Origin of the sequence: Phyllobacterium sp. A18/5-2 (assembly GCF_025452215.1) — a bacterium.
Classification (GTDB): Bacteria; Pseudomonadota; Alphaproteobacteria; order Rhizobiales; family Rhizobiaceae; genus Phyllobacterium; species Phyllobacterium sophorae.
This window is the reverse complement of record NZ_CP104966.1, coordinates 3,041,885-3,065,665: the sequence shown is the minus strand read 5'-3', so window position 1 is coordinate 3,065,665 and position 23,781 is coordinate 3,041,885. Positions and strand designations below refer to the sequence as shown.

The window sequence follows — 23,781 nt, the reverse complement described above, 5'->3', positions numbered from 1 at the left end:
GACCAAGCATAAAGTCGCATGGAACTAAATTATGCGATGCGTTAATGTGCTGGTCAGGCGTGGACGAGTAACCCACGTCAGCATCAATACACCGTCCGTCCTTAGGGAACGACTATCGTGTATTGCCGTTTAACTCGTCGCTCCTTTGAGGGCGGCTACGGGAGATCGCGATGGATGCGGTAATAAAGAACTTGCAGTCAGCGGCTGTTAAGCAGAACAACACTCGGCGCCCAACTCAGGAAGAAGCAGAAGCAGCGGTACGCACGCTGCTGCTCTGGGCCGGCGACAATCCGGACCGCGAGGGCCTCCTTGACACGCCGGAACGCGTGGCAAAAGCTTACAAGGAACTGTTCTCCGGATATACGCAGGAGCCGGCCGATGTCCTTGGCCGGACGTTCGAGGAAATCGCCGGATATGAGGATATTGTCCTCATCCAGGATATTCCGTTCTTCTCGCATTGTGAGCACCATATGGTGCCGATCATCGGCAAGGCACACGTTGCCTACCTGCCGGATGGCGAGAAGGTTGTCGGCCTGTCGAAAATTGCACGCGTCGTTGATATCTACGCGCACCGCCTGCAAACACAAGAGGCCATGACAGCACAGATCGCCAATGCCATCCAGGATCTCGTTGCAGCCGCGCGGTGTGGCCGTCATGATCGAGGCGGAGCATATGTGCATGTCCATGCGCGGTATCCGCAAATCCGGTTCGACGACTACGACGACGACCTTTACCGGCGCATACAAGACGGATGTCAACGAACAGGTACGGTTCATGACGCTCGTCAAGGGCCGATAAACTCCAGAATTGGCATTGATGAGCTCCTTTTCCGATCTCGCTTAGCGACAAGCACGAAAATGAAGAAGGCGCGGTGTTTGCACCGCGCTTTGATGCGTCCGGTCTGATCACGGCGATCGTCACCGATTCAGGCGACGGCCACCTGCTCATGGTGGCCCATATGAATGCGGAAGCATTGCGCCTGACACTCGAAACCGGGATTGCGCATTACTGGTCACGTTCGCGCCAATCACTCTGGAAAAAAGGCGAAACATCCGGGAATTTGCAGACGGTGGTCGAAATGCGTACCGACTGCGATCAGGATGCGTTGTGGCTCAAGGTCACTGTCGCCGGCGGCGGCCCAACCTGTCACACAGGACGGCGATCGTGCTTTTATCGTCAAGTCATCACGACGAATGGAACATCATCATTGGTAGTGCCGTTAGAGACAAAGGTGAGTCCTTCCTAGCCATAAGGCCGATATGGTCAAGAATGCCTCGCTGCCTCGCTACCGCCATTATCGCCCCTTGTAATCCTATTTCCTTGGTTGGCTAAGTGGTCACAATTACGCAATATTCATCCTTTGGATACCAATGCAGAGGGATAATGAACCAGTACGATTTCAGGAGTGTGTGCCATGCTCGAATGGGCATCGCGCCGGTTGCGCGCGGCTGAACCGATCGGGATCAGTGATAATACGGACGTCCCGGTGATCACCGCGGAAAAGCCTCGCGACAGCAAGACACCTATCGCCTTGGCGCTTGGCGGCGGCGCGGCCCGCGGATGGGCTCACATCGGCGTTCTGCGAGCCCTCGATGAAGCCGGTATCGAAATTTCCATGATCGCCGGAACGTCAATCGGCGCCCTCGTCGGCGGCTGTTACCTGGGCGGGAAACTGGATCAGCTTGAGGAATTCGCACGGAGCCTGACCAAACGCGGGATTTTCAGCCTGCTCGACCTGCGATTTGGTGGCAACGGCCTTTTTGGCGGCATGAAGCTCGACCGGCGGTTGCGCGAACACCTGGAAGAGCTCTCCATTGAGACTTTGGCCAAACCATTCATTGCTGTGTGTACCGAGATCAATACGGGTCATGAAATCTGGTTGATGCGCGGTAGTCTGATCACCGCGATGCGGGCTTCCTATGCCCTGCCCGGTGTTTTCGAGCCGGTCGAATGCAATGGCAGGACCTTGGTCGACGGCGCTTTGGTCAACCCGGTTCCGGTTTCGGTGTGCCGCTCCTACGAGCAGCCTCTGGTTGTCGCGGTCAATCTGCACTACGATCAGTTCGGCCGCGCCGCAGTCATCAAACATGCTGCTGAACCTCCCCATGCGCCAACAGGCGACGGCGAAATGGCACGCGCGAAGCCGCCATACTCCAAGCGTCTGGGCATTACCGGTGTCATGATGGAATCGTTCAACATCATCCAGGACCGGATTTCGCGCGCGCGCATGGCTGGCGACCCGCCGGATATTGCACTCTTGCCAAAGATTGGCCACGTGGGGCTTGCCGAGTTTCACCGCGCCGATGAGGCGATCAAACTCGGCTACGAAGAGACCATGGCGCGCCTGGGCGAACTCGAGCGCATGCAAAAACTGGTATTCTAGACAACCGGCTCAGGCGGTTGCGATATAGGTGCGAATTTCCTCCGACTCGCGCTCTACTTCTTCAATCCGCAGTTTGACGACGTCGCCGATAGACACGATGCCATGCAGACGCCCGTCCTTTTCGACCGGCAGGTGGCGGAACCGGCCACGGGTCATTGTTTCCATGACCTGGTTGATCGTATGTTTTTCGTTACAAACGCTTACCTTGATGGTCATTGTTTCCGAAATCGGCTTCCACAAAGCTTCGGCGCCATCGGTCGCCAGGACCCTGACAACGTCCCGCTCGGACAATATGCCTTTGATGGCTCTGGATCTCGTCGCAAACGACGATCGCGCCGATCTTATGCTTGGCCAGCATGACTATCGCATCACTCAGGGTCGTATCGGGTGTCGTGCTGAACACGTCGTAGCCCTTGCGTTCCAGTATCAATTTGACTGTCATGTACATCCTCCTTGCACAACCGCCTGGTGACCTTCGAAAATCCCCTAAAAATACATCCGATGATCTAGTTCATGGTGCGCGTATGTTGCGCTTATTGCAACCGCTTTGCAATTATACCAACAGTTCAGGATCTATTCGAGTACCATCGCGCCGGTCGAACAGGGAAATGCCGAAAAATCCGACAAAAAAGCCGCCAATATGGGCTTCCCACGCGATTGTCGCCGAGCTGTCGACACCTACAGACAGGAGCCCGGTGACAATGTTCGTGACAAACCACACCCCTAGAAAAACCAGGACAGTACGCATGCGCAGCGCCACTCCAACGGGCAGGATTTCGCCGACGAATGCCGCAGAATTGCGGAGCGGCGAGCGGCGGAAGCCGAAGCGGGCAGCAGCACCCATCATGCCGGAAACTGCGCCGGATGCACCAACCAGCGGCGCTAAACTGTCTGGATAAACCGCAAAATGCGTCATTACCGCCGCGATTGACGTCACAATCCAGAACAGGGTCATACGGAGCGGACCAATCCGTGCCGCCAGCGGCGAGCCGAACGCTGCAAGCCAAATCATGTTGAGCGCGAGATGAGCGATGCTGCCGTGCATCAGCGAATAGGTGACCGTCGTCAGCAAGGCCGCCGGCGAGTAAAACCCGCCATATTGCGAGAACCGGGCGGGAACGAAGGCGAAATTCCAGAGGAAACTGCCGCTCTGCTGCTCGTTGAGGATGTAGCTCTCCAGAACGAAGACAATACCGCATATGGTCATGATAGCGAGTATGACGCCCGGAATGTTGAAGATCGGCTCGCGGCCGGATGAATTGTTCTGGACGTCCGCTCGGTCGCTCATTCGCCTTGTCGTAACCTCACCGTTTCTGATGGCGGAACGCTAGCCGGTTCAAAGGGCTCCGCCAAGGTGTGAACGGCATTCAAAACGAAAGAAGGCCGCTCAGGGATCCGGGCGGCCTCAAATTCAGGGACTTCGATCATGCAATCTCAATGCAATCCTTGTCTCACAACGCAGGCGTCAGCTCAATCGAAACCACTTGTTAACCTTAATCGGGCGCGGCAGTGGACCCCGCCGGATGATTTGTGGTGTCGGCGTTTCGTCAGTGCCACAGTCCGCATGGCTTAAGAATCGTTGGCGTCCGGAAGCAGATGAATCCTATACAGCACGATGGAACTGGCGGCATATTCGCTTATTGGGACAGGCTGCGGGGGACGCGTGCTGCGCCGGAACGCAGGGAAATCGCACCCGCTGCCATCGGTTCACGCCTCGCCGATACCTTCATCCTGCAGGCAACCGGAACCAGTGAACCGCAATTTCGCCTTGCTGGCACTCGTCTGTGCTCGATCCATGGCAAGGAACTGAAAGGCCAGCACTTTACATCGCTGTGGCAAACGAAGGACCGGAGCAATATCTCCCGCCTGGTCAAAAACTGCATGGTGAGCAAAACGGTCATTCGGCTCACTTGCGAAGGCAAAAGCACGCGCGGGCGCAAGGCTTTGTTTGAATTGATTCTTCTGCCCCTCGCGAATGAAGCCAATGAACTGCATCTGATGGGGATGATCGCCACCCTTGGCAGACCGTTCTGGCTGGAGTCAGATGCGATCGTCGAAAACCGCATCCAATCCCTGTCCTTCATCAATCCGCACAATCCCTCGCGCGCCGCGCTTGGCGAGCCAGCACCAGCATATGACGCATCGCACAGCAGCGATGACGTGGCCGCACCCTCCGCCCGGAGGATCATCAGCCGCAAGGTCCGGCATCTGCGCGTGCTCGATGGCGGTAAAATTTCAGATTAGGTTAGCAATTTATGATCGACTGCAGGTTGCCGTTACCTTGGCATTAAGACTTGTGACCTAGTCTGGCCATATCCGTCGATTCCCCATCTGGACAGCTTCCATGCAAATACACCGTGACGTTTCGAGCCCGAACCCTGCCGCCACGGGCAAGTACTACAGCGTGAAAGTGCAGCTCTATGGCCGCTTCATGCTGGAGGATCGGACTGAGCACGTCTGCCAGATCGAAGAAATGTCGCCAGGTGATGTTGTCATCACTTCGGAGGTAATGGCAAATAATGGCGAGCGGGTCATCGCCTATATCGATCACATCGGCAGAGTCGAAGGCACAGTGGAGCGTCCCGTAAGGGGCGGATTCCTCCTGTCGTTGGTTGCTTCGGACCGCAAGAAGAACAAGATTGCGGCGCAGCTGACCTGGCTCGCCAACAAGCATGAGCTGGACATGCCGGAAGACCGGCGCCACCAGCGTATTGCGCCTCGCAATCCGATCACCAGTCTGTCGATGGCCGACGGGCGCCTTTATCCCTGCCGGATCATCGACCTGTCGATTTCGGGCGCCGCCATTGAGATCCGCATGCGCCCTGCCCTGAACAGTCAGGTTGTTCTCGGTTCCATGCGCGGGCGGGTCGTCCGGCATTTCGAGGAAGGGATCGCAATCGAATTTGCGACGGTGCAAAGTCGCGAAGCGATCGACATCGCGTTCGAGCACTAACCGGGTTTAACCCAACCACGGAAGTCGGCGATGACAGCCGGCCATTCCCCTGCCAACCCGGCTATGAGCGAGGCGATCGTCACCGCGACGGATGGTTTTGCGCGACAAGTTTGGCCCTGTTGCAGCAGTCTTGGTGTTGTTTTCGACCGTTTCCACGCAGCTGTTTCATATCTCGGACCCCGATGCCCATCAGATCTCGACGCGATAGCCGCGATGTTGCGGCAGGCATTAAGGCATCATAAATCACATAATATTGCGGGAAACGAACGGTTAATTTTGTTATTCTTCAATAACATCGACAATAACTTAATTTAAATAAAATAGTAATTGTTATTAATACATAGTTATATTCTAATTAGTTTATTTTTTGCTACTGATTTGATTCATATTTACTCATCGGGATTTCCGCTCGATCAAACTATCTCTGTCATTGTCGCCTCAACCGGGGAGACGACGGGATGATAAAAAAGACAATACTGCTTGGGGCAGCGCTATTTTTTATGTGCATGACGGCACAGGCAGACCCTAGCGCGTCGAGCGCGACGTTCATGAAGACAGGCGGACGGACCTCGCAGCCGATCGGACATTACGAATTTTGCCAGGCTCACAAGAGCGAATGCAGTATAAAGACCGGCGAAGGCAAACCAGTTGCATTGACGCCAAGGGTCTGGAGCTTGCTGGTTCAGATCAACAGCGGTATCAACAGAGACATTCAGCCTGCAACCGATTTGGATATCTGGGGCAAGGCAGAAGTCTGGTCGTACCCCACGACGGTTGGGGATTGCGAGGACTACGTCCTGCTCAAGCGGAGAATGCTCAATGAAAGCGGAATTCCGCTCAATGACCTGCTGATCACTGTTGTCCGGCAGATGAATGGTGAAGGACATGCGGTCCTCACCGTCCGCACGGATCGCGGTGATTATGTGCTCGACAATCTGGAGCCGCTGATCAAACCCTGGAATGAAACAAACTACGATTACCTCAAGCGCCAGGCGATGAACAATACGGGTGCATGGGTATCGATCAACGATGACCGTCAGGTTCTGGTTGGCAGTATCGCGCAGTAGGCGCCATCAGGCGGAACATGCAAGAACCGGCCGAATACGGCCGGTTCTTGCGTTTCACTCGATCTCCAGACCGCGCATGAATCGCTTGCCGTTTTCCACATAATGCTTGGCGGACAGCCGTAGTTGTTCGATAGCGGCGTCATCCAATGTCCGTATGATCCGGGCAGGTGAACCGACGATCAGTGAATTGTCGGGAAACTCCTTGCGCTCAGGCACCAGCGCGCCCGCACCCACAAGCGAATTTTTGCCGATCCTCGCGCCGTTAAGCACAATGGCTCCCATGCCGATAAGAGAGTTGTCACCAACGGTGCAGCCATGGAGAATGGCCCGGTGGCCGATGGTACAGCCTTCGCCAATATCGAGCGGATAGCCTATATCCGTGTGCATGACTGTGTGTTCCTGCACGTTGGTGTTACGGCCAACGCGCACCAATTCGTTGTCCCCGCGCAGGACTGCGCCGAACCAGATACCCGCATTCACCCCAAGGAAAACTTTGCCGATCAAAGTCGCATCCGGAGCAATCCAGTTCGACTCCCGGTGCTCAAACTGCGGCGCGTGTCCATCGAGCATAAATATTGGCATTGCGTCTCCCCAGATTCTGATCTGACAACCTTAGCGAACTGCCGGGTGGTTGGCGAGATCGGTCAATCGACGATCTCTTCAGTTTCCATTAACCATAAATCAGCACTCTCCGCGTTAGATTGAATCCTCATCAGGCGTCCCGGAATGGTCATGCAGTCTTCGACACAAACGATAGAGCCGATTACCGGCAGCTTGACCTTACAGCGCGGGCTCTATTGCGTCGCGGCGCTTGCACTCGTTTCGCTGCTGCTCGCTATCACCGGGCGTTTTCTCGGCCATACCATCTCGCTCGGCGGGCACACGGAGGAGAAATCACTCCAGGAGATCGTGATCGGCAACAGCGTGCTGGAACTGCCGGCCAATATGATACGCTTTGGCAAACAGCGGCGAAACGGCGTTGCGCAGCGCGTGGATATCTATTTGCACTGGCCGGACATGGAGGGTTATCAGCCGGAGTTCATACAGGATTTCAATGGTTCAGGGTCGGAAAAACGATTGCTGTTTGCCGCCTTTGAACCACGGGCGATTTCCAGGGATATGTCCGGCCGCTATGGAGCGATTTACAGCGCTTTGACCGCCGGGCCTGGGATCAAGGGCCCGTCGGGCCTAAGCGTTCAAACGTTCCAACCCGAAAGCGGATTTATCAACGAAGAGCTCATCGTCTCTCCCGAAACCGCGGGAAACGCAGCATTCGTCGCGCGCTGCCTCGATGCGAAGACATCAAAGGACAATTTCGCTTCATGCCAGCGGGATATTTTTGTCGGTGAGGATCTTCAGCTAACCTATCGTTTTCCAAGGGAAATGCTCAAGGATTGGCAGCAGATCGAAGAGCAAATGCGGTCATTTGCCAAAACCCATATCAAGGGGTTGAAGTGACGCGGAGGCGTCACTTCATGCGACCAGCAATCAGAGATCCATCTCGAGGATGGCCATTGAGAAGTTGTAGGAGAGCTCTCCTTCGTCCTCGTCCTTGTAGATCAGACCAAGGAATTCATCGCCGAGATAAAGCTCGGCCGAGATCGTCCTTGCGAGGACGGGCCTTCACAGTGAGTTCCGTGTTTCTGAATGTGCGCTTGAAGTAGCTATCGAGTTTTTTCAGTTCTTCGGGTTTCACTTAAAGTCTCCTGTCAATGCATTCAGCAGGCTTTTGGCATGTGAGAGTCCGCCCTGTAAAGGGCAGACTGCAATTGTGCACCTGCGTGGAGACTTCGCAGTCTTAGTCGAAGTTGGTGACGAGCTGGTCCATGGCACGGGAAGGCTCGGCGCAACCGGCTTCGCCGACGACCCGGGCTGGAACGCCCGCGACCGTGATATTATGTGGAACCGGCTTAAGCACAACTGACCCCGCAGCGACCTTCGAGCAATGGCCAATTTCAATGTTGCCAAGAATTTTGGCACCGGCACCGATCAGCACGCCGTGCCGGATCTTCGGATGGCGATCGCCGGATTCCTTGCCGGTGCCGCCAAGGGTGACGCCCTGCAGGATCGACACATTGTCTTCGATGACGGCAGTCATGCCGACCACAATGCCGGTAGCGTGGTCAAAGAACACACCCTGGCCCATTGGCACTTGCGGATGAATGTCGGTCTGGAAGACCGAGGACGAGCGGCTCTGCAGGTAGAGAGCAAAATCTCTCCGGCCCTCGCTCCATAGCCAATGGGCAAGGCGATGGGTCTGGATTGCCTGGAAGCCCTTGAAATAAAGGATCGGCTCTATGAACCGGGTGCAGGCCGGGTCCCGGTCATAAACAGCCTGGATATCGACACGCAAAATCTGCGACCAGGCCGGGTTTGCTTCCAGCATCGCCGTAAAGGTCTGCCGCAGCAGCTCCGATTCCATGTCAGGGTGATCGAGGCGCTGGGAAATGCGGTGGATGACAGCTTCCTCTAGCGACTGATGGTTGAGGATCGTCGAGTAAAGGAACGTCGCCAGGAGCGGTTCGTTGCGAATAGTCTCTTCGGCTTCCGAGCGGATGGAAAGCCAGATTGGATCCATCTGCTTGACCATTCCGGTCATCTTTATCGGATTGCTAGCGGACATTTCCTACTCCAGGCGTTTGGCCAAAATTTACATGCTCTGCATCTTAACATACGGCAAAAATGATTTCTTGACACTCCAATTTCCAGAGGCCCCGGCCAAGAAATTTTGATGCAACATTCGATTTGCCTGATTGTCATGGTCGCATTGCTGTGCCGCCATACCTCATGCTGTACCATCCTGCAAGAAACGAACAGGCGGTTGATCATGTTCCATCGCAAGTGTCAGATCGCGATTGGCGGTTATTTGCTCACAGCGGATGGCGCCTGAGGAAATCCAGAACAGCGTGTTTGAAGACCTTGTCGCCAACGGCGAGCATGTGGTCACGGTTGGGGATGTCGATTGCTTCGCCATGCGGCATCAACCCCGCAAGCCGATGGGGATCTCCGCCGATGTCGTCCTTCGTCCCCACCGCCACCAGCGCCGGCTGGACTATGCGCGCCATATTTGCCGCGCTGATCTCTTCCTTTGACGTGATCACACAAGCGGCCAGCGCAACCTTGTCGCTCTTGGTCTTGTCGGCAAACATGCGGAACATCTTGCCGCGCGGGTGGCTTATCGCGTCCGGATCATCCGCCATGAGCGCTTCGGCAATGGGCGACCAGTCGCCGGCTCCTTCAACCATGCCGATGCCGAGGCCACCGAAAACCAGGTCGTGAACACGGTCGGGATGTTGCAGCGCCAGGAATGCACTAATGCGGGCGCCCATGGAATAGCCCATGACATGGGCGGTCCGGATGCCAAGGTGATCGAGCAGCGCCGCGGCATCACCGGCCATCAAGGTCGGCGTATAGACCGATTTGTCGTGCGGCTTGTCCGATTGACCATGACCGCGATTGTCGATCGCAATGGTCCGGTACCCGGCCGCAGTCAGCGTCGGTATCCAGCCGGGCTGCACCCAATTGTAGAATGCCGATGAGGCAAAGCCATGGATGAGCAGGATGGGTTCACCCTCGCCTTCATCCAGATAAGCGAGTTTCAGTCCGTCATTATCGAAGAATTGCATGGTTAGGGTCCGTCAGTGACCAATCGCTTCAATAGCGGGATGCCGCACCTTGTCACCGATTGTCAAGCCGAGGCGCCGCGCCGTGCCCGCCTTTACCTCGACAACGAACCGGACGGGTTCACCTGAAGAGATGACGTCACGGGAAAATGGCACCGCATTTTCGCGGATGGCGGAAATGCGGCCATTGTCATCCAGGAACAACATATCGAGTGCGGAGGGTGTGTTCTCCATCCACATCGTAACCGGACGGGTCGCATCGAAAACGAACAGCATGGCGCTATTGTCCTTCAGATCGGTGCGAAACATGAGGCCGCGCTCGCGTTCCTCGTTGGTGTCGGCAATCTCCACGCGAAAAGGCACATCGCCTTTGGCGGTGTTGACGCTCAACGGCGCGGCATCGATGGGAAGGTGCATTGGCGCCTGATCGAGCGCCAGCGCCGGAACAGCAGCGATTAGAATAATTGCAAGACCGGCCAGAAATGACGTCAGGCGGCGCATCGAAAGTATCAGTGGGAAGACGGCAGCTGCGTGCCGATATCGGGATGAATTTCGGAGGCCATCAGACCTTTTTCACCGTGACCGAAACGGATCAGCACGACCTGCCCCGGTCGCAATTCCGTCAGTCCAAAATGGCGAAGCGTCTCCATATGGATAAAGATATCCTCTGTCCCCTCACCGCGCGTCAGGAAGCCGAAGCCTTTGGTGCGGTTGAACCACTTGACGAGGACCCGTTCAAGCCCGCTCGATGGCGTAACCGTGACGTGCGTCCGCACGGGCGGCATTTCCGTCGGATGAACTGCGGTGGAGTTGTCCATGGACTTGACATGGAAACATTGCATGCCGCGCTCGCCCTGCTTCACTTCGCAGATTACCCGCGCGCCTTCGAGTGCGGTCTGAAAGCCGTCGCGCCGCAAGCATGTAACATGGAGTAGGATATCAGGAAGATCAGTATTGTCGGGAATGATGAAGCCATAACCCTTGGCCACATCGAACCATTTGATCGCCCCGGAGACCTCGATGAGGTCCAGTCCGTCGCTCAAACTTTCGTCATCGGGGGAATGCTGGGCTGATACTGGTCTGTCTGACATGAAGCGAGCCCCTCCTCTCCTGCAAGAAACACTGATTCTCTTGCCGAAGAATAACACCTGACCAAGGCCATAGAGCAAGTATCATCTGGTAGTTTTGTTGAAAACTACACGTAAAACTGGTGTTTATCCGCAACGGCGTTTGCTGGCTTAAACCACAAGTTTGTGAAGCTAAATATTAAGTGCTACGAAATGCGGGGCGGTTCGTAACCCATCGACAGGGTCCAATGCCACCCCTTTCAATTCCCGTGAAAAGAAACCAAGGGCAAAAGATGCGCTATCTTCACACAATGGTCCGTATCCGCGACATCGATGAATCGCTGGATTTCTATTGCAACAAGTTCGGTCTGGAAGAAGTCCGCCGCACGGAAAACGAAAAAGGCCGGTTCACACTCATCTTCCTCGCAGCCTCGGAAGACAAGGGCCGGTCGGCCGCAGAACGGGCTCCGGAGCTTGAATTGACCTATAATTGGGACCCGGAGGAATATACCGGCGGGCGCAATTTTGGTCACCTCGCTTATGTCGTCGACAACATCTACGCGACCTGCCAGAAGCTGCAGGATAAGGGCGTTGTGATCAACCGCCCGCCCCGCGACGGCAACATGGCCTTCGTCCGCTCACCCGACGGCATTTCGATCGAGATTCTGCAGAAGGGATCGCCGCTGCCGCCGCAGGAGCCATGGCTCTCGATGCCGAATACCGGCGTCTGGTAAAAGTTCAGTTCGCTGACTGCAACTCCTGCGCGTACTCGTGCACCGCTTTGCGGCGCTCGGGTGTGCCAGGATGCGTAGCGAGCCTCCTGGGCTCGTGAGTAAGAAAGGGCCAACAACCCGCCGCCCTGCACGAGGATATCCTCCATGCCGTTGCCGATGTCGCCGCCAATCAGCATGATCAGGCCGCAGCACCGACCGAGCGATAAAAAACTGCCTGAGACTATGCTCCAGTTCAACATGGCCAATCTCATGCGCCAGTACCCCAAGCAGCAACTCTGTATCGATACGCGTTCTTGATGGTGGATAAAGCTGCTTCCAAGCGCTTCCCTCTCCTGATATCAGAAATGACAAAATGAGGAGGATGCCATGAAGGATGTGCTCATCGAGCTTGAACGCCGCAGAACCATTGCCCGCGAAGGCGGCGGCAAGGTGCGGATCGAAGCGCAGCACAAGCGCGGCAAGCTGACGGCACGCGAACGTATCGACATCTTTCTCGACGAGGGTTCATTCGAGGAATTCGACACGTTCGTTGAACACCGCTCGACCGATTTCGGCATGGAAGAGACGAAATTTGCCGGTGACGGCGTTGTGACCGGCTGGGGCACGATCAACGGCCGCACGGTCTTCGTCTTCGCCAAGGATTTTACGGTTTTCGGTGGATCGCTGTCTGAAGCCCATGCGGAAAAGGTGCAGAAGATTCAGGATATGGCGCTGCGCAACCGTGCACCCGTCGTCGGCCTCTACGATGCAGGCGGCGCCCGCATTCAGGAAGGGGTTGCCGCGCTTGGCGGTTATGCCGAGATCTTCCAGCGCAATGTCCTGGCTTCCGGCGTTATTCCGCAGATCTCGGTGATCATGGGCCCCTGTGCCGGGGGTGACGTCTATTCCCCCGCGATGACCGATTTCATCTTCATGGTGCGTGATACGTCCTACATGTTCGTCACAGGCCCGGACGTGGTCAAAACCGTAACCAATGAAACGGTGACTGCCGAGCAGCTGGGCGGCGCCTCGATCCATACTACCAGGTCATCGATTGCGGACGGCGCCTATGACAATGATGTCGCCGCACTCTTGCAGATGCGCCGCTTGATCGATTTCCTGCCCGCATCCAATACTGCCGGCATCCCTGAAATCGAATGCTATCAGTCGACAGACGAGCTCGATTATTCGCTTGACCGTCTGGTGCCTGACAACGCCAACAAGCCCTATGACATCAAGGAACTGATCAGAAAGACCGTCGACGAAGGCGATTTCTTCGAAATTCAGGAGAGTTTCGCCAAAAATATCGTCGTGGGCTTCGGGCGCGTCGAAGGCCGGACCGTTGGGATCGTTGGTAATCAACCCATGGTGCTTGCAGGTGTTCTCGATAGTGATGCCTCACGCAAGGCGGCGCGGTTTGTCCGATTCTGCGATTGTTTCAATATACCTATCGTCACCTTTGTCGATGTGCCAGGGTTCCTTCCCGGCACCGCGCAAGAATATGGCGGGCTGATCAAGCACGGTGCCAAGCTGCTCTTCGCTTATGCGGAGGCAACCGTACCGAAGATCACCGTAATTACCCGCAAAGCCTATGGCGGCGCCTATGACGTGATGGCATCAAAACATCTGCGCGGCGACCTCAATTACGCCTGGCCTTCGGCACAGATCGCGGTGATGGGTGCCAAAGGCGCGGTCGAAATCATCTATCGCAAGGATATAGGCGACGCGGAGAAGATTGCGGAATACACCAAGCGCTATGAGGATCGTTTCCTGTCGCCGTTTGTCGCCGCTGAGCGCGGTTACGTCGACGAGGTCATAATGCCCCACTCAACGCGCAAACGGGTCTCGAGAGCCCTGCGCATGTTGCGCAATAAAGATCTCGAAAACCCGTGGAAGAAACACGACAATATACCGCTCTAGAAGAGCAACTCGATTGAAAAGAAGAACTGATCGGTTCAGCGGCGGAAGCTAAATCCGCCATTGGAATCCCGCAAAATCTGGGAAATTGTGCGCTTGTCGCACGGCTCGGTCAGTTTTGCCGCTCCCTTGATAAGAGCTGCCTTTGCCTTGGCCACTTGTGCGATTTTCAATACATTTGTTTCATTTGATGACGATGTATCTTTATTTATTGTTATCATTCTTTGATACCTCCACTCTAAACCACTCTTCAGAAGAGTAATCCTTGACCTGCATACGTTTATATTCCGTGTGCACTGCACTCTTGTATGAAAACTAAACCGATTTAACAAATCACTATTTGTATCGAATTTTGTCCCATATTTGAATAAAACCAATGAATTGCGAATAGGTTCCTTACCAATGAATAATAATGGCTATTCGGTTCCGAAAATCGCCTTGATGCGTAATAATCTTGCTTCAACACAGTAAAAATCCGCACAAAAATTCGGCGGGTCCAACCTATGTTCAGGATATTTCCTGGATTTGAGGAGGAGAGCGATGACGCAACCATCCGAAATCATGCATGCTTCAAAACAATTTCAGGAATGGCTGATGGCGCTCAAGGCACGAGCCATGCTCGAAACGCACAATCAAAGCTATGCGTATATGCGCGGCGTCCTGCATGGATTACGACAATATATGGAGACCGATCAGGTTCTTGCGTTTGCCGACGCGCTGCCGCCATTGCCACGAGGATTGTTCATTGAAGGTTGGCGGCCGGACACTGCACAATCACTCGCGTCCGAACAGGCGCTGGCGGATGAAGTCTATCGAAGCTTAACGGCACATCACAATCCGCCAAAGAGAATCGTACGTGATGTGCTTGTGGTGCTTGCCGAGCAACTGGATACCCACCGCGCGAAGGCCATCTACGCGCAATTGCCAAAAGTATTGCAGCCACTTTGGCCTCAGCGATGAAAGACGGGCTGTGCCTTGCTAGCTCGTTGTGATTCCCCACTTTTCTCTGGATCTCCTCGTGGGTTTCCTTGACGAAAAAAGTGAGACCGGCAGTTGTCGTCACAATATGCGTGCCAGTGCCATAAGGGTTGAATGAGACAACGTGACTGAAATTGAGAGTGATGTGATCGCCATTCACATCGGTCAGCTTGATCCACATTGGCTCTACCTCCCTGTTTGACTCCGAATGTCAGGGAAGCAGGATTCTCTCAATCAAGCAATCACTTGCCGGCCGTTACCAGAGATTCCTTCCGTCTATGGTCTCGACGGGCACCGACGCAATATCGAAATCGTCGAACAGCCGCACATTGACGCTGATGCGTGGATTGTCGAAATCCGGCTTGTAGTCGGTCCAGGTCGGAACCTCGGAAAACGTACCGCAGCCACAGACATTGCAGTGGTGATGTTTGTTCATGCCATTGCGCGAGTAGATGGCATCAGCTTCTGGCGTAACCGCCAGGTTCACCTGAGTAGGCGTATAATAGGCCCACAACGCGCCACGCTTGGTGCAAAACGTGCATGTGCAGACAGTTACCCTCGCAGGCGCTTCGCTCACTTCAAACTTGATCGCCCCGCAATGGCAGCTCGCCAGAATTGTCATTGTTTCCTCCCTGTAAGCTTTGGCGGGATGATTCATACATGACATCTCCTGACAAAAACGGTCAGGAGCATTTCATCCCAGGGCCTCAAACTGCCTGACCGGCCACCCAGCCGGACGACCACGCCCATTGGAAATTATAACCGCCAAGCCAACCGGTTACGTCGACGACTTCACCTATAAAATACAACCCCTTCGCGGATTTGGCTTCCATGGTTTTTTGATTGAGACCGTCAGTATCGACACCGCCAAGCGTGACCTCGGCCGTTCGGTAGCCTTCGCTTCCGGCAGGCTTCACTTGCCAATCGTTGACGGCTTTTTCCACGGCAAGCAGCTGTTTGTCCGAAAGGTCCGCCAGATGCCCTTCGATCCTGCTGCTTTCGGCAATCAATTGCGCCAGCCGTTTCGGCAGCAGTTCGCCGAGCGCCGTTTGCAATGCCTGCCTCCCGTTACGGGTTCGCGCCGCGCGCAGCGCATCGAATACCTTTACGCCAGGAAGCATCGCGACTGAGATCGTATCACCCTCTCGCCAGTAGGATGAAATCTGGAGGATCGATGGTCCGCTGAGACCGCGATGCGTAAACAGCATGGCCTCCATAAACTTCGTCTTTCCGTGGCTGATCACCGCATCGACCGAGATCCCGGACAGCGGCTTCAACGGAGCGAGCGTATTGTCGTCAAAGGTGAGCGGGACCAGCGCGGGCCGTGTCTCGGTGAGCTTGAGCCCGAATTGCCGGGCAATATCGTAGCCAAAGCCAGTCGCACCCATTTTCGGGATTGATTTCCCGCCGCATGCAACCACCAGAGAAGCGCATCTTACGTGCTCACCGGCCAAATCGACCACATACCCCTCGGTCGACCTCTCGATCGCGTCCGCGGTCGTGCGCAGGCGCAGTTCCACCCCGGCCCGGTTCATTTCCGTGACGAGCAGGTCGATAATCTGTTTCGCCGATCCATCGCAGAAAAGCTGGCCGAGTGTTTTTTCATGCCACGCGATACCGTAGCGATCGACAAGACCTATAAAATCGCGCTGGGTGTAACGGCGCAGTGCCGAAATGCAGAAATGCGGATTACTGCTGATATAGTTTTGCGGTGCCGCGTTGAGATTGGTGAAATTGCAGCGCCCGCCGCCGGATATGCGGATCTTCTCGCCAGGGGCGGCTGCATGATCAACGATGATGACCGACCGTCCACGTTTTCCGGCTTCAATTGCGCACATCATGCCTGCCGCGCCGGCGCCAATAATAAGAACGTCCACCTGTCTGATCATGGCGATGGCAACAGCTGATCGATGCGACCAGTCATCCAGTAAACAAACAGGCCCATCCACTCCCGAAGCGCCATTGACGTGTTTTGCAGGGAATCCTGCGGATTGTCCTGTGCGATGCCAATCGTTTCCCGGCCCGATGTGCGGTAATCCGACGGCCACGGCACGACATCAAAACCAGCTTTGCGGAAGAGGCCAACGGAGCGTGGCATATGAAAGGCCGAGGTGACAAGCAGCCAGGTCTCGCCCGGCTTGGCATTGACGATCTCCTTCGTGAAAACCGCATTTTCATAGGTGTTACGCGACTGGCTTTCGAGGATGAGCCGCTCGGGGCCGATACCAAGACGGGTCAACAATTTCGGTGCCGTTGTGCCATCTGCCTCACCCTCAAGGATTATCGTCCCGGCTCCACCAGTAACCACGACCTTCGCTTCCGGATGACGTGCTCCGAGAATTGCTGCCTCGACAAAACGGTCTCCGCTGGAATTCAGCTCGTAACCTCCGCGCACGAGATTGATTCCGGCCTCGAAGCCGCCGCCCAGAACGACGATCCCGTCGACCCTCTCCGGCAAAGAAGCCGGGCGCTGAAAGCGATCCTCGAGCGGGTGCATGAGGATAGCGCCCAGCGATGTCCACGCGCCGAGACCAAGGATGAGGAAGGCGCAGGCCGCCGTGAGCATTGCCGTGCGACGCCAGGCAAAGATTAGCGCGATAAATGTCAGCCCCATCAACAGGATCGAAAAATTAAGCGGCTGGGCAAAAAACCAGAAGATTTTCGAAAGATAGAAGAACATGTTCAGCCGAGCTCCGCCAGCATCTTCACCTTGTCGATTTCACGCTCCAGGCTTGTCGACCACTCGGGTCCCTGCTCGACGATTCTGAAACCCTCGCGCTCATAGAGCCGTATGGCGCCAACATTGCGGGCGTGGGTACTGATGCGGGCATGGGTATAGCCGGCTTCCGCTACAGCCAGCTTCAAAGCACGCAGCAGCGACGTGCCTATGCCCTGCCCCTGCACGGCGGGCTCTACCCACAGATCGGAGATGTAGTCATTATCTTCATCCCTCGCGCCCCAGCCGACAACGGCTTCTTCAACCTCGGCCACGAGCACATCGGCGAAGAAGGCTTGGGCAAATGTGAGGAATGCCTTCTCCACATGCGCGCGCATGCCCGGCAATTCCGGCTCGAACGAAAAGATGTTGGACGCCCATGCGTGAGAGCCGACCGCAGCGATAGCTGCAATGTCGGCTGCTCTTGCGCGCCTGATTACCACCATTTCGGCGCGTTGAACTTGCCTGCCGCCTGTTCGATCACATAGGCGGTCTGGAACAGCGTTTCTTCGTCGAAGGGCCGGCCGATGAGCTGCAGCCCCAGCGGCAGCCCTCGCGCATCGAGTCCTGCGGGAACAGCTATGCCCGGCAGCCCGGCCATGTTCACGGTTACGGTGAATATGTCGTTCAGATACATTTTCACCGGATCCGCGGCCATATCCTGATCCGCAACACCAAATGCCGCTGAAGGCGTGGCTGGCGTCAGGATTGCGTCGACGCCAGCATTGAATACGTCTTCGAAGTCCTTCTTGATCAGCGTGCGTACTTTCTGCGCCTGAAGGTAGTACGCGTCATAGTAACCGGCGGACAGAACATAGGTGCCGATCATGATGCGGCGCTTGACCTCATCGCCAAATCCTGTTGCGCGGGTCTTCTCATACATGTCGACGATGTCCCTGCCTGGAACACGCAAGCCATAGCGAACGCCATCATAGCGGGCGAGGTTGGATGAGGCTTCCGCCGGAGCGACAATGTAATAGGCCGGCAGTGCGTATTTCGTGTGCGGCAGCGAGATATCGACAATCGAGGCCCCGGCGTCCTTTAGCCAGGCAATGCCCTGCTGCCACAGTTTTTCGATGTCTTCCGGCATGCCATCGACACGGTATTCCTTCGGAATGCCAATCTTGAGACCGGCGAGCGGCTTGCCGATCGCGGCCTCGTAGTCGGGAACAGCGATATCCACCGACGTCGTATCTTTCGCATCGACCGATGCCATCGATTTCAGCAGGATCGCCGCATCGCGTACGTCGCGGGCGATCGGTCCGGCCTGATCCAGCGACGACGCGAAGGCAACGATGCCCCAGCGCGAGCAGCGGCCATAGGTCGGCTTGATGCCGACCGTGCCGGTGAAGGCCGCAGGCTGGCGGATCGAACCGCCGGTATCGGTTGCAGTCGCACCGGCACAAAGCCGTGCGGCGACGGCAGCAGCCGAGCCGCCGGACGAGCCGCCGGGCACCAGATCGGTGTTGGAGCCCTTGGCGCGCCAGGGGTTTTTCACCGGGCCGTAGTAGGAGCTTTCATTGGATGAGCCCATGGCGAACTCGTCCATGTTGAGCTTGCCGAGCATGACAGCGCCATCCGCCCACAAATTTGCGGTGACGGTGGATTCATAATGCGGTTTGAAGCCATCGAGGATGTGAGAGCACGCCTGGGTATGGACACCTTCTGTACCGAACAGGTCCTTGATGCCAAGGGGAATGCCTTCCAGGGCGCCGGCATTACCGGAGGCAAGACGTGCATCGGAGGCTTTCGCCATCTGTAGCGCCTTGTCAGGCGTGGTCACCACATAGGCGTTGAGTGCCTCGTTTGCGTTCTCGATCGCCTGGATATAGGCGCCGGTCAGCTCGGTAGCGGTGATCGCCTTCGCTTTCAGCTGGTCGCGCGCCTCGGCAATGGTGAGAGCGGTCAGATCGGTCATATCAAGTCCTGTTTATTGGGCTGGCGCGAGGGCAAGCCGCTTTTCGTAAAATGCACTGTGTTCGGAATCCGGATAGTCGAGGAGCACGCCGCAGCGAGTAAAGCCGGAACGCTCATAAAGGCGATACGCATCCGCGAAACCCGGCCCAGTGCCGGTCTCGAGTACAAGGCGCGTGACGCCCTTATCTTTCGCAAGGCTGGTAATCGCGTCGAGCAAGGCAGAGCCTACACGCTGGCCGCGTACCGTGGGGCGGGTAAACATGCGCTTGACTTCGCCAACCCCATCGCCGTGCTCCTTGAGAGCCCCGCAGCCGACAGCATGTCCGTCTTCATCGCGCGCCACGAAAACCGTGGTGTCGTCACCTGCCATCTGTTCAACAGTCATCTTGAACTGAAACTTCGATGGGAGAAAGCGGCAGGAGATGGTCGTTCAGATCGTCGACCAATGCGCGCACATCATCCTGAAGCGGCGTTTCAACGGCAACCGAAATAGCCATCGCTGCGCCTACTCCACGACTTTCGGGACCACGAAGAAATTCTCCTCGTGGATTGGAGCATTGGCAACGATATCGGCCGCCTTGCTGCCGTCATTGACCACATCCTCGCGCTTCTTCATCGCCATGGGCGTAACCGAGGTCATCGGTTCGACACCCTCGACTTTCACCTCGTTCAGCTGTTCGACGAAGCCAAGAATGGCATTCAACTGGCTTGTCATGCGTGTCGCATCGTCTTCGCTTACAGCGATACGGGCAAGATGCGCTACACGCTTGACGGTAGAAATATCGACAGACATACGGATTCCTGAAATTCAAGTTTTGATCACAGAGCTATAGTGTCCGTTGCAGCCAAGCGCAACGGACAAGACGGGCATGTTGGGCAAACATGGTTGGAAGCGTGTTTGAACAAGCCTTCATTACTGTGGTGCAGGCGGCGTTACCACAATGCCATCGTCCATGCCTTCGTCGTCCTCCCCGTCATCCAGCAGCGCTCCGCCATCCAGCGTCTCATCGTTGCCGGGTTCGACAACCGGATCGGGTCCCTTGACCGGATTGCCGTTGATATTCACCGAGCCATCGGCCTTCTGGTCGACAATCCACTGGATATGGCCGTTCGGCAGTTGCGTACCGAAATCCTTGGCGAGCTTGATGAAGACAATGTAGTTCTTGATTTCCGGTTCCTGCTCGGAAGCCTTTGTCAGACGGTCAAGAGCGGCATCGAAACCCGTCATTTCCCATGTGGTGCGGCTTTCCGGCTTCATTGCCGTGAATGACACTTCACCCTCGACAGTCAGTTCCGCATCCGCCGTCCTGATCAGGCTCTTGTCGATAACCACCTTTGGCGGGTTCATCATGAATGCGGCAGCAGTGCTTGCTTCGAACTCTTCGGAGAAGGCTTTGTCCCGGTTCAGGTCCATGTCAGCGATCGCCGCCCTGGTCACCGTGTCGAGATCGATCCCCGTGGTGCCGAGTGCCAGTTCCACGTCCGTCGGCAGGAATTGCACGCTCCATTCCGGTATTGGCAGAGACGGATATTTCAAGCCGTTGGTCCGCAACGCATAATGGTAACCGCCGCTCGTGCTGATGCCGTCGAATTTCAGTTCCTGCGAAATGCTTTTTGCAGCGAAAAGTCCAAGCGGCGTTTCAACATCCAGATCGGCAAACCGATAGGCGCCGGAAAGCTTGTCCCAAAGCGGCAGCGCCGCGAGAAGCTTGGACTTCAGCTCGGCCTGCTCCGAATCCTTCAGCGACTTTTGGTCTGAGTGAGCAATGAAGAAAGCCCATAGGTCGAGGAGTTGAAGGTTGCGGAACCCCTTGCCTTCAGCATTGACTCCGAGTTCGCCGCCCCGAACGACCACCTTCAGCGGATCGGCTGGAGCAGCTGGTACCGTAGCAATGCCACCGTCTGTCGCCGCGTCATCGGCCGGTGGAGGCGTCTTGATGATCATCGTTTCCCGAAAATCGGACGCGGATTGAACATTGCTGAAATCAACGCCTCCCGCTGCCGCCGACGCAATCATTTCGCCTTTGGCTGAATTCGCACTTGCTTCCATATCCTGCGTCGGACTGGTCGACTTCATCTTGAATGAGCCGTAGGAGAACGACGCATTGGAGAATGCGCCAATCTTCGGGTCGAATATTCCGTTCATGCTGGCATTGTCGACCGACCATTGAACAGAGGTCCATTCGGCGTTGTCATTTCAACCGAGCCGGAAGGCATAATTGTGGATGCAACGTTCCACGTTCCGTCAACGAGCGGTTTGGTCAGCAGGCTATATTCGCCGAAATCACCCTTGAAGTATTCCTGTTTTGGCAGCGATTCTGAGCAGCTTTCCCGAGCTGAATGTGACGCGATAGCCATCTCCTTCCGGACGGACATCGATGATCTTCTTTTCGATTGCCGTCTTACCCACGTATTTTGACAGCGTTTCCGCGAGCTCTTTCGCGCCCTTTGCGTCAATCGTTTGTGCCAAGGCAGGTGTCGTCGCGGCCATCGCGCAGGAAATCAAAAGCAGTCTACGCACATCGCTCTCCAGGATATCTATGTTTTTCTTAAGCAAAGCTGCTTTAGCAAGCCTGCATCAAACCGTAAAACCCTCATTTGTCCTGGCGACAATAACTTCACTCGCGCCGTCTTCCATCGCGGCGGCAAACTTGTCTGCTGTTTGATCGATGATCGGGAATGAGCCGTAATGGCAGGGAATGGCCTTCGCAAATTTGAAATAACGGCGCGCGGCGAGAGCTGCGACGGCGCCGCCCATCGTAAAGCGGTCACCGATCGGCACCATACCGATTTCCGGCTGGTGCAGCTCGTTGATTAGCGCCATGTCCGAGAATATGTCCGTATCGCCCATGTGATAGAGTGTCGGTTCATCGTCGAAATGAAGCACAACGCCATTGGCGCTGCCCAATGAATGCGAAACGCCATCCTCGGTCATGAATGCGGACGAATGCAGCGCGTTGACATAGGTTACAGTGAAACCATCATAAGAAACCGTCCCACCGGTGTTGGTGGGATCGACGCGGGCAACGCCGCGGTTCGCGAGCCAGGTCACCAAGTCCGCATTGCCTGTAACCAGCGCACCGGTATCCTTGGAGAGCTCAACTGTATCGCCGACATGATCGCCATGGCCGTGCGTCAAGACAATGTGGCTCACACCCTTTGCTGCTTCCTTGAAGTCCACGCCTTTTGCGCCCGGATTTCCTTTGAGAAAGGGGTCGATCAGGATCGTGCTTTTGGCTGTTTCGATCCGGAAGGCCGAATGGCCGAGCCATGTGATTTTCATGTCCTTATCCCTTCAATAACAAGTGAATGCTCGCCACAGGCGTTTAGAGCGGCTATGTGACAGATGTTGTGGATTAAAGCGATCTATCAACCGGCATTTCAAGTATGGAAAACATCAAATTGACGGTACTGACGATTGAACAGTTGGAAGATCATGTGGCGGAGGGCAAGACCGTGGCCGGTCTCGACCTCGGCACGAAAACGATCGGTATCGCCATTTCCGATCGCGGATTTTCCTTCGCGAATCCGCGTCCGGTATTGAAACGCCGGAAATTCACCCATGACGCGCAGGATTTGTTGAAAGCATTGAATGCCGAGAATGTTGGTGCCATCGTCATCGGATTGCCGGTGAACATGGATGGCAGCGAGGGGCCGCGTGTTCAGGCAACCCGCGCATTCGTCCGAAACATGGAAAAGCTGACCGATCTGCCGTTCGTCTATTGGGATGAACGCCTGTCAACCGTTGCAGCGGAACGGGTTCTGATCGGCATGGATGTATCGAGGCAAAAACGTGCCGAGCGCATCGATTCAGCGGCGGCCGCCTTCATTCTGCAAGGCGCGTTGGACCGCCTGCAAAGCCTGCGTCAGGAAACGGATACTGACGGCAGTTCCTTTCCATAAGCAACTCGGGCCGCCCGCCACGCCCTAACCCAGGCAAGAATTTTCTTCCGGCGGCGGAAAGCGATCAGCGACAAGACCAAGCCAGTATCGAAGATGCATGCCCGTGCAACCAATGGTGGAATACTCTCCGGCGCGATGCCCAGCGCATTGCCGTAAATCCTGAAAACCAGGTCATGCATGTCGCGGCTGAAAAAATACATGCCCATGCTCAGGTCGTAATAGGAGAGAAAATACCATCCCCACAAGAAGCCCAGCGGTCCCGCCCAGAAAATCAGGAAGCTGCGCATTCAGTTTCTCCTCGCTTGGAATGGCCTAATCATTTTTTCTTAACCCTGCGTTTTTGCAGTGCATTTTCGTGTTGTAGTGATATCGTTTAAGAAATTCACCGCAACGTAAACCGTTTGTTAAGGTTAATTTACGAAAATTTAATTCAAATTGAAGGTATTAGCGAGCCCCCATTCCGGCTGCTTGTGCATTTTTTTGCTGTGTCATCGGGATTTTTTGACAAGACGACGCAATGCACGCGGTGCGTGCACTGCGTGGA

At 55.6% G+C, this 23,781-nt stretch carries 27 protein-coding genes and 6 pseudogenes; 12 read left to right on the top strand and 21 right to left on the bottom strand.

Annotated features, from left to right (window positions below; genetic code table 11):
• Window positions 1-170: 170 nt before the first annotated feature.
• The 3 genes and pseudogenes from folE to N8E89_RS15270 all read left to right on the top strand — a co-directional run bounded on the left by folE (window position 171) and on the right by N8E89_RS15270 (window position 2,383).
• Window positions 171-798 (top strand): annotated as a pseudogene (gene folE / locus N8E89_RS15280) (GTP cyclohydrolase I FolE).
• A gap of 34 nt (window positions 799-832) precedes the next feature.
• Complete coding sequence (hisI, locus tag N8E89_RS15275) at window positions 833-1,246, top strand: phosphoribosyl-AMP cyclohydrolase (RefSeq protein WP_262261924.1); 414 nt, start codon at window positions 833-835, stop codon at window positions 1,244-1,246.
• A 168-nt stretch (window positions 1,247-1,414) separates the two neighbouring features.
• Window positions 1,415-2,383 (top strand): patatin family protein, encoded by a 969-nt coding sequence (locus N8E89_RS15270; protein ID WP_106665092.1) that lies wholly within the window; start codon window positions 1,415-1,417, stop codon window positions 2,381-2,383.
• A gap of 9 nt (window positions 2,384-2,392) precedes the next feature.
• Here the strand turns inward: N8E89_RS15270 and N8E89_RS15265 are convergent.
• Window positions 2,393-2,825 (bottom strand): annotated as a pseudogene (locus N8E89_RS15265) (CBS domain-containing protein).
• Between the two features lie 111 nt (window positions 2,826-2,936).
• Window positions 2,937-3,671 (bottom strand): rhomboid family intramembrane serine protease, encoded by a 735-nt coding sequence (locus tag N8E89_RS15260; RefSeq protein ID WP_262260423.1) that lies wholly within the window; start codon window positions 3,669-3,671, stop codon window positions 2,937-2,939.
• A 308-nt stretch (window positions 3,672-3,979) separates the two neighbouring features.
• On the opposite strand from N8E89_RS15260, the gene N8E89_RS15255 reads away from it, so the two are divergent.
• The 4 genes from N8E89_RS15255 to N8E89_RS15240 all read left to right on the top strand — a co-directional run bounded on the left by N8E89_RS15255 (window position 3,980) and on the right by N8E89_RS15240 (window position 6,403).
• Window positions 3,980-4,627 (top strand): PAS domain-containing protein, encoded by a 648-nt coding sequence (locus tag N8E89_RS15255; protein ID WP_262260422.1) that lies wholly within the window; start codon window positions 3,980-3,982, stop codon window positions 4,625-4,627.
• 100 nt (window positions 4,628-4,727) lie between these two features.
• Entirely contained in the window at window positions 4,728-5,336 is a 609-nt protein-coding gene (locus N8E89_RS15250) for a PilZ domain-containing protein (protein ID WP_106665088.1), read from the top strand.
• A 30-nt stretch (window positions 5,337-5,366) separates the two neighbouring features.
• A complete protein-coding gene (locus N8E89_RS15245; protein WP_262260420.1) occupies window positions 5,367-5,651 on the top strand; it encodes a hypothetical protein in 285 nt (94 codons plus the stop codon).
• 143 nt (window positions 5,652-5,794) lie between these two features.
• Entirely contained in the window at window positions 5,795-6,403 is a 609-nt protein-coding gene (locus N8E89_RS15240) for a transglutaminase-like cysteine peptidase (RefSeq protein WP_106665087.1), read from the top strand.
• A 54-nt stretch (window positions 6,404-6,457) separates the two neighbouring features.
• Here N8E89_RS15240 and N8E89_RS15235 read toward each other — a convergent pair whose 3' ends face one another.
• Window positions 6,458-6,985 carry a gamma carbonic anhydrase family protein gene (locus N8E89_RS15235; protein ID WP_106665086.1) on the bottom strand — a complete coding sequence of 176 codons (528 nt, stop codon included), beginning with the start codon at window positions 6,983-6,985 and terminating at the stop codon, window positions 6,458-6,460.
• Between the two features lie 150 nt (window positions 6,986-7,135).
• On the opposite strand from N8E89_RS15235, the gene N8E89_RS15230 reads away from it, so the two are divergent.
• A complete protein-coding gene (locus N8E89_RS15230; protein WP_262260419.1) occupies window positions 7,136-7,861 on the top strand; it encodes a hypothetical protein in 726 nt (241 codons plus the stop codon).
• 30 nt (window positions 7,862-7,891) lie between these two features.
• Here the strand turns inward: N8E89_RS15230 and N8E89_RS15225 are convergent.
• The 5 genes and pseudogenes from N8E89_RS15225 to N8E89_RS15205 all read right to left on the bottom strand — a co-directional run bounded on the left by N8E89_RS15225 (window position 7,892) and on the right by N8E89_RS15205 (window position 11,117).
• Window positions 7,892-8,099 (bottom strand): annotated as a pseudogene (locus N8E89_RS15225) (DUF3126 family protein).
• A 102-nt stretch (window positions 8,100-8,201) separates the two neighbouring features.
• Window positions 8,202-9,026: a serine O-acetyltransferase gene (gene cysE / locus N8E89_RS15220; protein WP_106665084.1), complete on the bottom strand. Its 825-nt coding sequence runs from the start codon at window positions 9,024-9,026 to the stop codon at window positions 8,202-8,204.
• A 247-nt stretch (window positions 9,027-9,273) separates the two neighbouring features.
• A complete protein-coding gene (locus N8E89_RS15215) occupies window positions 9,274-10,029 on the bottom strand; it encodes an alpha/beta fold hydrolase (protein ID WP_106665083.1) in 756 nt (251 codons plus the stop codon).
• A 12-nt stretch (window positions 10,030-10,041) separates the two neighbouring features.
• Window positions 10,042-10,527: a DUF192 domain-containing protein gene (locus tag N8E89_RS15210; protein WP_112759868.1), complete on the bottom strand. Its 486-nt coding sequence runs from the start codon at window positions 10,525-10,527 to the stop codon at window positions 10,042-10,044.
• Window positions 10,528-10,535: 8 nt separating this feature from the next.
• Window positions 10,536-11,117, bottom strand: coding sequence for a cold-shock protein (locus N8E89_RS15205; protein ID WP_106665081.1), 582 nt, complete (start codon window positions 11,115-11,117; stop codon window positions 10,536-10,538).
• Between the two features lie 269 nt (window positions 11,118-11,386).
• Here N8E89_RS15205 and N8E89_RS15200 point away from each other — a divergent pair, with 269 nt between their 5' ends.
• Complete coding sequence (locus N8E89_RS15200) at window positions 11,387-11,827, top strand: VOC family protein (protein ID WP_106665080.1); 441 nt, start codon at window positions 11,387-11,389, stop codon at window positions 11,825-11,827.
• A 4-nt stretch (window positions 11,828-11,831) separates the two neighbouring features.
• On the opposite strand, the pseudogene N8E89_RS15195 reads toward N8E89_RS15200, so the two are convergent.
• Window positions 11,832-12,109, bottom strand: a pseudogene (locus N8E89_RS15195) (M48 family metalloprotease); the annotation flags it as partial.
• Window positions 12,110-12,193: 84 nt separating this feature from the next.
• On the opposite strand from N8E89_RS15195, the gene N8E89_RS15190 reads away from it, so the two are divergent.
• Together N8E89_RS15190 and N8E89_RS15185 are read left to right on the top strand one after the other, a co-directional pair.
• Complete coding sequence (locus N8E89_RS15190) at window positions 12,194-13,726, top strand: acyl-CoA carboxylase subunit beta (RefSeq protein ID WP_262260415.1); 1,533 nt, start codon at window positions 12,194-12,196, stop codon at window positions 13,724-13,726.
• 537 nt (window positions 13,727-14,263) lie between these two features.
• On the top strand, window positions 14,264-14,683 hold the full coding sequence (locus tag N8E89_RS15185; protein ID WP_262260413.1) for a DUF2267 domain-containing protein: 420 nt from the start codon (window positions 14,264-14,266) through the stop codon (window positions 14,681-14,683).
• Window positions 14,684-14,717: 34 nt separating this feature from the next.
• Here N8E89_RS15185 and N8E89_RS15180 read toward each other — a convergent pair.
• The 11 genes and pseudogenes from N8E89_RS15180 to N8E89_RS15130 form a co-directional block, all read right to left on the bottom strand.
• Window positions 14,718-14,882 (bottom strand): annotated as a pseudogene (locus tag N8E89_RS15180) (flagellar FlbD family protein); the annotation flags it as partial.
• 75 nt (window positions 14,883-14,957) lie between these two features.
• A complete protein-coding gene (locus N8E89_RS15175; RefSeq protein WP_262260411.1) occupies window positions 14,958-15,323 on the bottom strand; it encodes a GFA family protein in 366 nt (121 codons plus the stop codon).
• Between the two features lie 85 nt (window positions 15,324-15,408).
• A complete protein-coding gene (locus N8E89_RS15170; RefSeq protein ID WP_262261923.1) occupies window positions 15,409-16,587 on the bottom strand; it encodes a BaiN/RdsA family NAD(P)/FAD-dependent oxidoreductase in 1,179 nt (392 codons plus the stop codon).
• Window positions 16,587-17,381 carry a YdcF family protein gene (locus tag N8E89_RS15165; RefSeq protein ID WP_106665075.1) on the bottom strand — a complete coding sequence of 265 codons (795 nt, stop codon included), beginning with the start codon at window positions 17,379-17,381 and terminating at the stop codon, window positions 16,587-16,589. The genes N8E89_RS15170 and N8E89_RS15165 overlap by 1 nt, the downstream gene beginning before the upstream one ends.
• Window positions 17,382-17,383: 2 nt before the next feature.
• Complete coding sequence (locus tag N8E89_RS15160; RefSeq protein WP_262260409.1) at window positions 17,384-17,863, bottom strand: GNAT family N-acetyltransferase; 480 nt, start codon at window positions 17,861-17,863, stop codon at window positions 17,384-17,386.
• Window positions 17,854-19,335: an Asp-tRNA(Asn)/Glu-tRNA(Gln) amidotransferase subunit GatA gene (gene gatA / locus N8E89_RS15155; RefSeq protein WP_113172912.1), complete on the bottom strand. Its 1,482-nt coding sequence runs from the start codon at window positions 19,333-19,335 to the stop codon at window positions 17,854-17,856. Before gatA ends, N8E89_RS15160 begins: the two co-directional genes overlap by 10 nt.
• Window positions 19,336-19,347: 12 nt before the next feature.
• Window positions 19,348-19,831: pseudogene (locus N8E89_RS15150) on the bottom strand (GNAT family N-acetyltransferase).
• 8 nt (window positions 19,832-19,839) lie between these two features.
• The gene (gene gatC, locus N8E89_RS15145) at window positions 19,840-20,127 is read right to left on the bottom strand and encodes an Asp-tRNA(Asn)/Glu-tRNA(Gln) amidotransferase subunit GatC (RefSeq protein WP_262260406.1); all 288 of its coding nucleotides are present in this window, start codon (window positions 20,125-20,127) and stop codon (window positions 19,840-19,842) included.
• A gap of 120 nt (window positions 20,128-20,247) precedes the next feature.
• On the bottom strand, window positions 20,248-21,480 hold the full coding sequence (locus tag N8E89_RS15140; protein ID WP_262260405.1) for a hypothetical protein: 1,233 nt from the start codon (window positions 21,478-21,480) through the stop codon (window positions 20,248-20,250).
• 138 nt (window positions 21,481-21,618) lie between these two features.
• A complete protein-coding gene (locus N8E89_RS15135; RefSeq protein ID WP_262260403.1) occupies window positions 21,619-21,855 on the bottom strand; it encodes a hypothetical protein in 237 nt (78 codons plus the stop codon).
• Between the two features lie 57 nt (window positions 21,856-21,912).
• Entirely contained in the window at window positions 21,913-22,617 is a 705-nt protein-coding gene (locus N8E89_RS15130) for a metal-dependent hydrolase (protein WP_262260401.1), read from the bottom strand.
• Between the two features lie 104 nt (window positions 22,618-22,721).
• Between N8E89_RS15130 and ruvX the strand changes: the two genes are divergently transcribed.
• Window positions 22,722-23,237 carry a Holliday junction resolvase RuvX gene (ruvX, locus tag N8E89_RS15125; RefSeq protein WP_210203774.1) on the top strand — a complete coding sequence of 172 codons (516 nt, stop codon included), beginning with the start codon at window positions 22,722-22,724 and terminating at the stop codon, window positions 23,235-23,237.
• Here ruvX and N8E89_RS15120 read toward each other — a convergent pair.
• Window positions 23,201-23,524 (bottom strand): DUF6105 family protein, encoded by a 324-nt coding sequence (locus N8E89_RS15120; RefSeq protein WP_106665068.1) that lies wholly within the window; start codon window positions 23,522-23,524, stop codon window positions 23,201-23,203. The genes ruvX and N8E89_RS15120 overlap by 37 nt on opposite strands.
• Between the last annotated feature and the right edge of the window lie 257 nt (window positions 23,525-23,781).

Coding starts and splice junctions, on each gene's coding strand:
- N8E89_RS15120 (WP_106665068.1), bottom strand. CDS start 23,524: ATGCGCAGCTTCCTGATTTTCTGGGCGGGACCGCTGGGCTTCTTGTGG.
- N8E89_RS15185 (WP_262260413.1), top strand. CDS start 14,264: ATGACGCAACCATCCGAAATCATGCATGCTTCAAAACAATTTCAGGAA.
- N8E89_RS15200 (WP_106665080.1), top strand. CDS start 11,387: ATGCGCTATCTTCACACAATGGTCCGTATCCGCGACATCGATGAATCG.
- N8E89_RS15190 (WP_262260415.1), top strand. CDS start 12,194: ATGAAGGATGTGCTCATCGAGCTTGAACGCCGCAGAACCATTGCCCGC.
- ruvX (WP_210203774.1), top strand. CDS start 22,722: ATGGAAAACATCAAATTGACGGTACTGACGATTGAACAGTTGGAAGAT.
- cysE (WP_106665084.1), bottom strand. CDS start 9,026: ATGTCCGCTAGCAATCCGATAAAGATGACCGGAATGGTCAAGCAGATG.
- N8E89_RS15165 (WP_106665075.1), bottom strand. CDS start 17,381: ATGTTCTTCTATCTTTCGAAAATCTTCTGGTTTTTTGCCCAGCCGCTT.
- gatC (WP_262260406.1), bottom strand. CDS start 20,127: ATGTCTGTCGATATTTCTACCGTCAAGCGTGTAGCGCATCTTGCCCGT.
- N8E89_RS15250 (WP_106665088.1), top strand. CDS start 4,728: ATGCAAATACACCGTGACGTTTCGAGCCCGAACCCTGCCGCCACGGGC.
- N8E89_RS15260 (WP_262260423.1), bottom strand. CDS start 3,671: ATGAGCGACCGAGCGGACGTCCAGAACAATTCATCCGGCCGCGAGCCG.
- N8E89_RS15210 (WP_112759868.1), bottom strand. CDS start 10,527: ATGCGCCGCCTGACGTCATTTCTGGCCGGTCTTGCAATTATTCTAATC.
- N8E89_RS15240 (WP_106665087.1), top strand. CDS start 5,795: ATGATAAAAAAGACAATACTGCTTGGGGCAGCGCTATTTTTTATGTGC.
- N8E89_RS15255 (WP_262260422.1), top strand. CDS start 3,980: ATGAATCCTATACAGCACGATGGAACTGGCGGCATATTCGCTTATTGG.
- N8E89_RS15160 (WP_262260409.1), bottom strand. CDS start 17,863: ATGGTGGTAATCAGGCGCGCAAGAGCAGCCGACATTGCAGCTATCGCT.
- gatA (WP_113172912.1), bottom strand. CDS start 19,335: ATGACCGATCTGACCGCTCTCACCATTGCCGAGGCGCGCGACCAGCTG.
- N8E89_RS15130 (WP_262260401.1), bottom strand. CDS start 22,617: ATGAAAATCACATGGCTCGGCCATTCGGCCTTCCGGATCGAAACAGCC.
- N8E89_RS15235 (WP_106665086.1), bottom strand. CDS start 6,985: ATGCCAATATTTATGCTCGATGGACACGCGCCGCAGTTTGAGCACCGG.
- N8E89_RS15205 (WP_106665081.1), bottom strand. CDS start 11,117: ATGTCAGACAGACCAGTATCAGCCCAGCATTCCCCCGATGACGAAAGT.
- N8E89_RS15270 (WP_106665092.1), top strand. CDS start 1,415: ATGCTCGAATGGGCATCGCGCCGGTTGCGCGCGGCTGAACCGATCGGG.
- N8E89_RS15175 (WP_262260411.1), bottom strand. CDS start 15,323: ATGACAATTCTGGCGAGCTGCCATTGCGGGGCGATCAAGTTTGAAGTG.
- N8E89_RS15245 (WP_262260420.1), top strand. CDS start 5,367: ATGACAGCCGGCCATTCCCCTGCCAACCCGGCTATGAGCGAGGCGATC.
- N8E89_RS15140 (WP_262260405.1), bottom strand. CDS start 21,480: ATGAACGGAATATTCGACCCGAAGATTGGCGCATTCTCCAATGCGTCG.
- N8E89_RS15230 (WP_262260419.1), top strand. CDS start 7,136: ATGCAGTCTTCGACACAAACGATAGAGCCGATTACCGGCAGCTTGACC.
- N8E89_RS15215 (WP_106665083.1), bottom strand. CDS start 10,029: ATGCAATTCTTCGATAATGACGGACTGAAACTCGCTTATCTGGATGAA.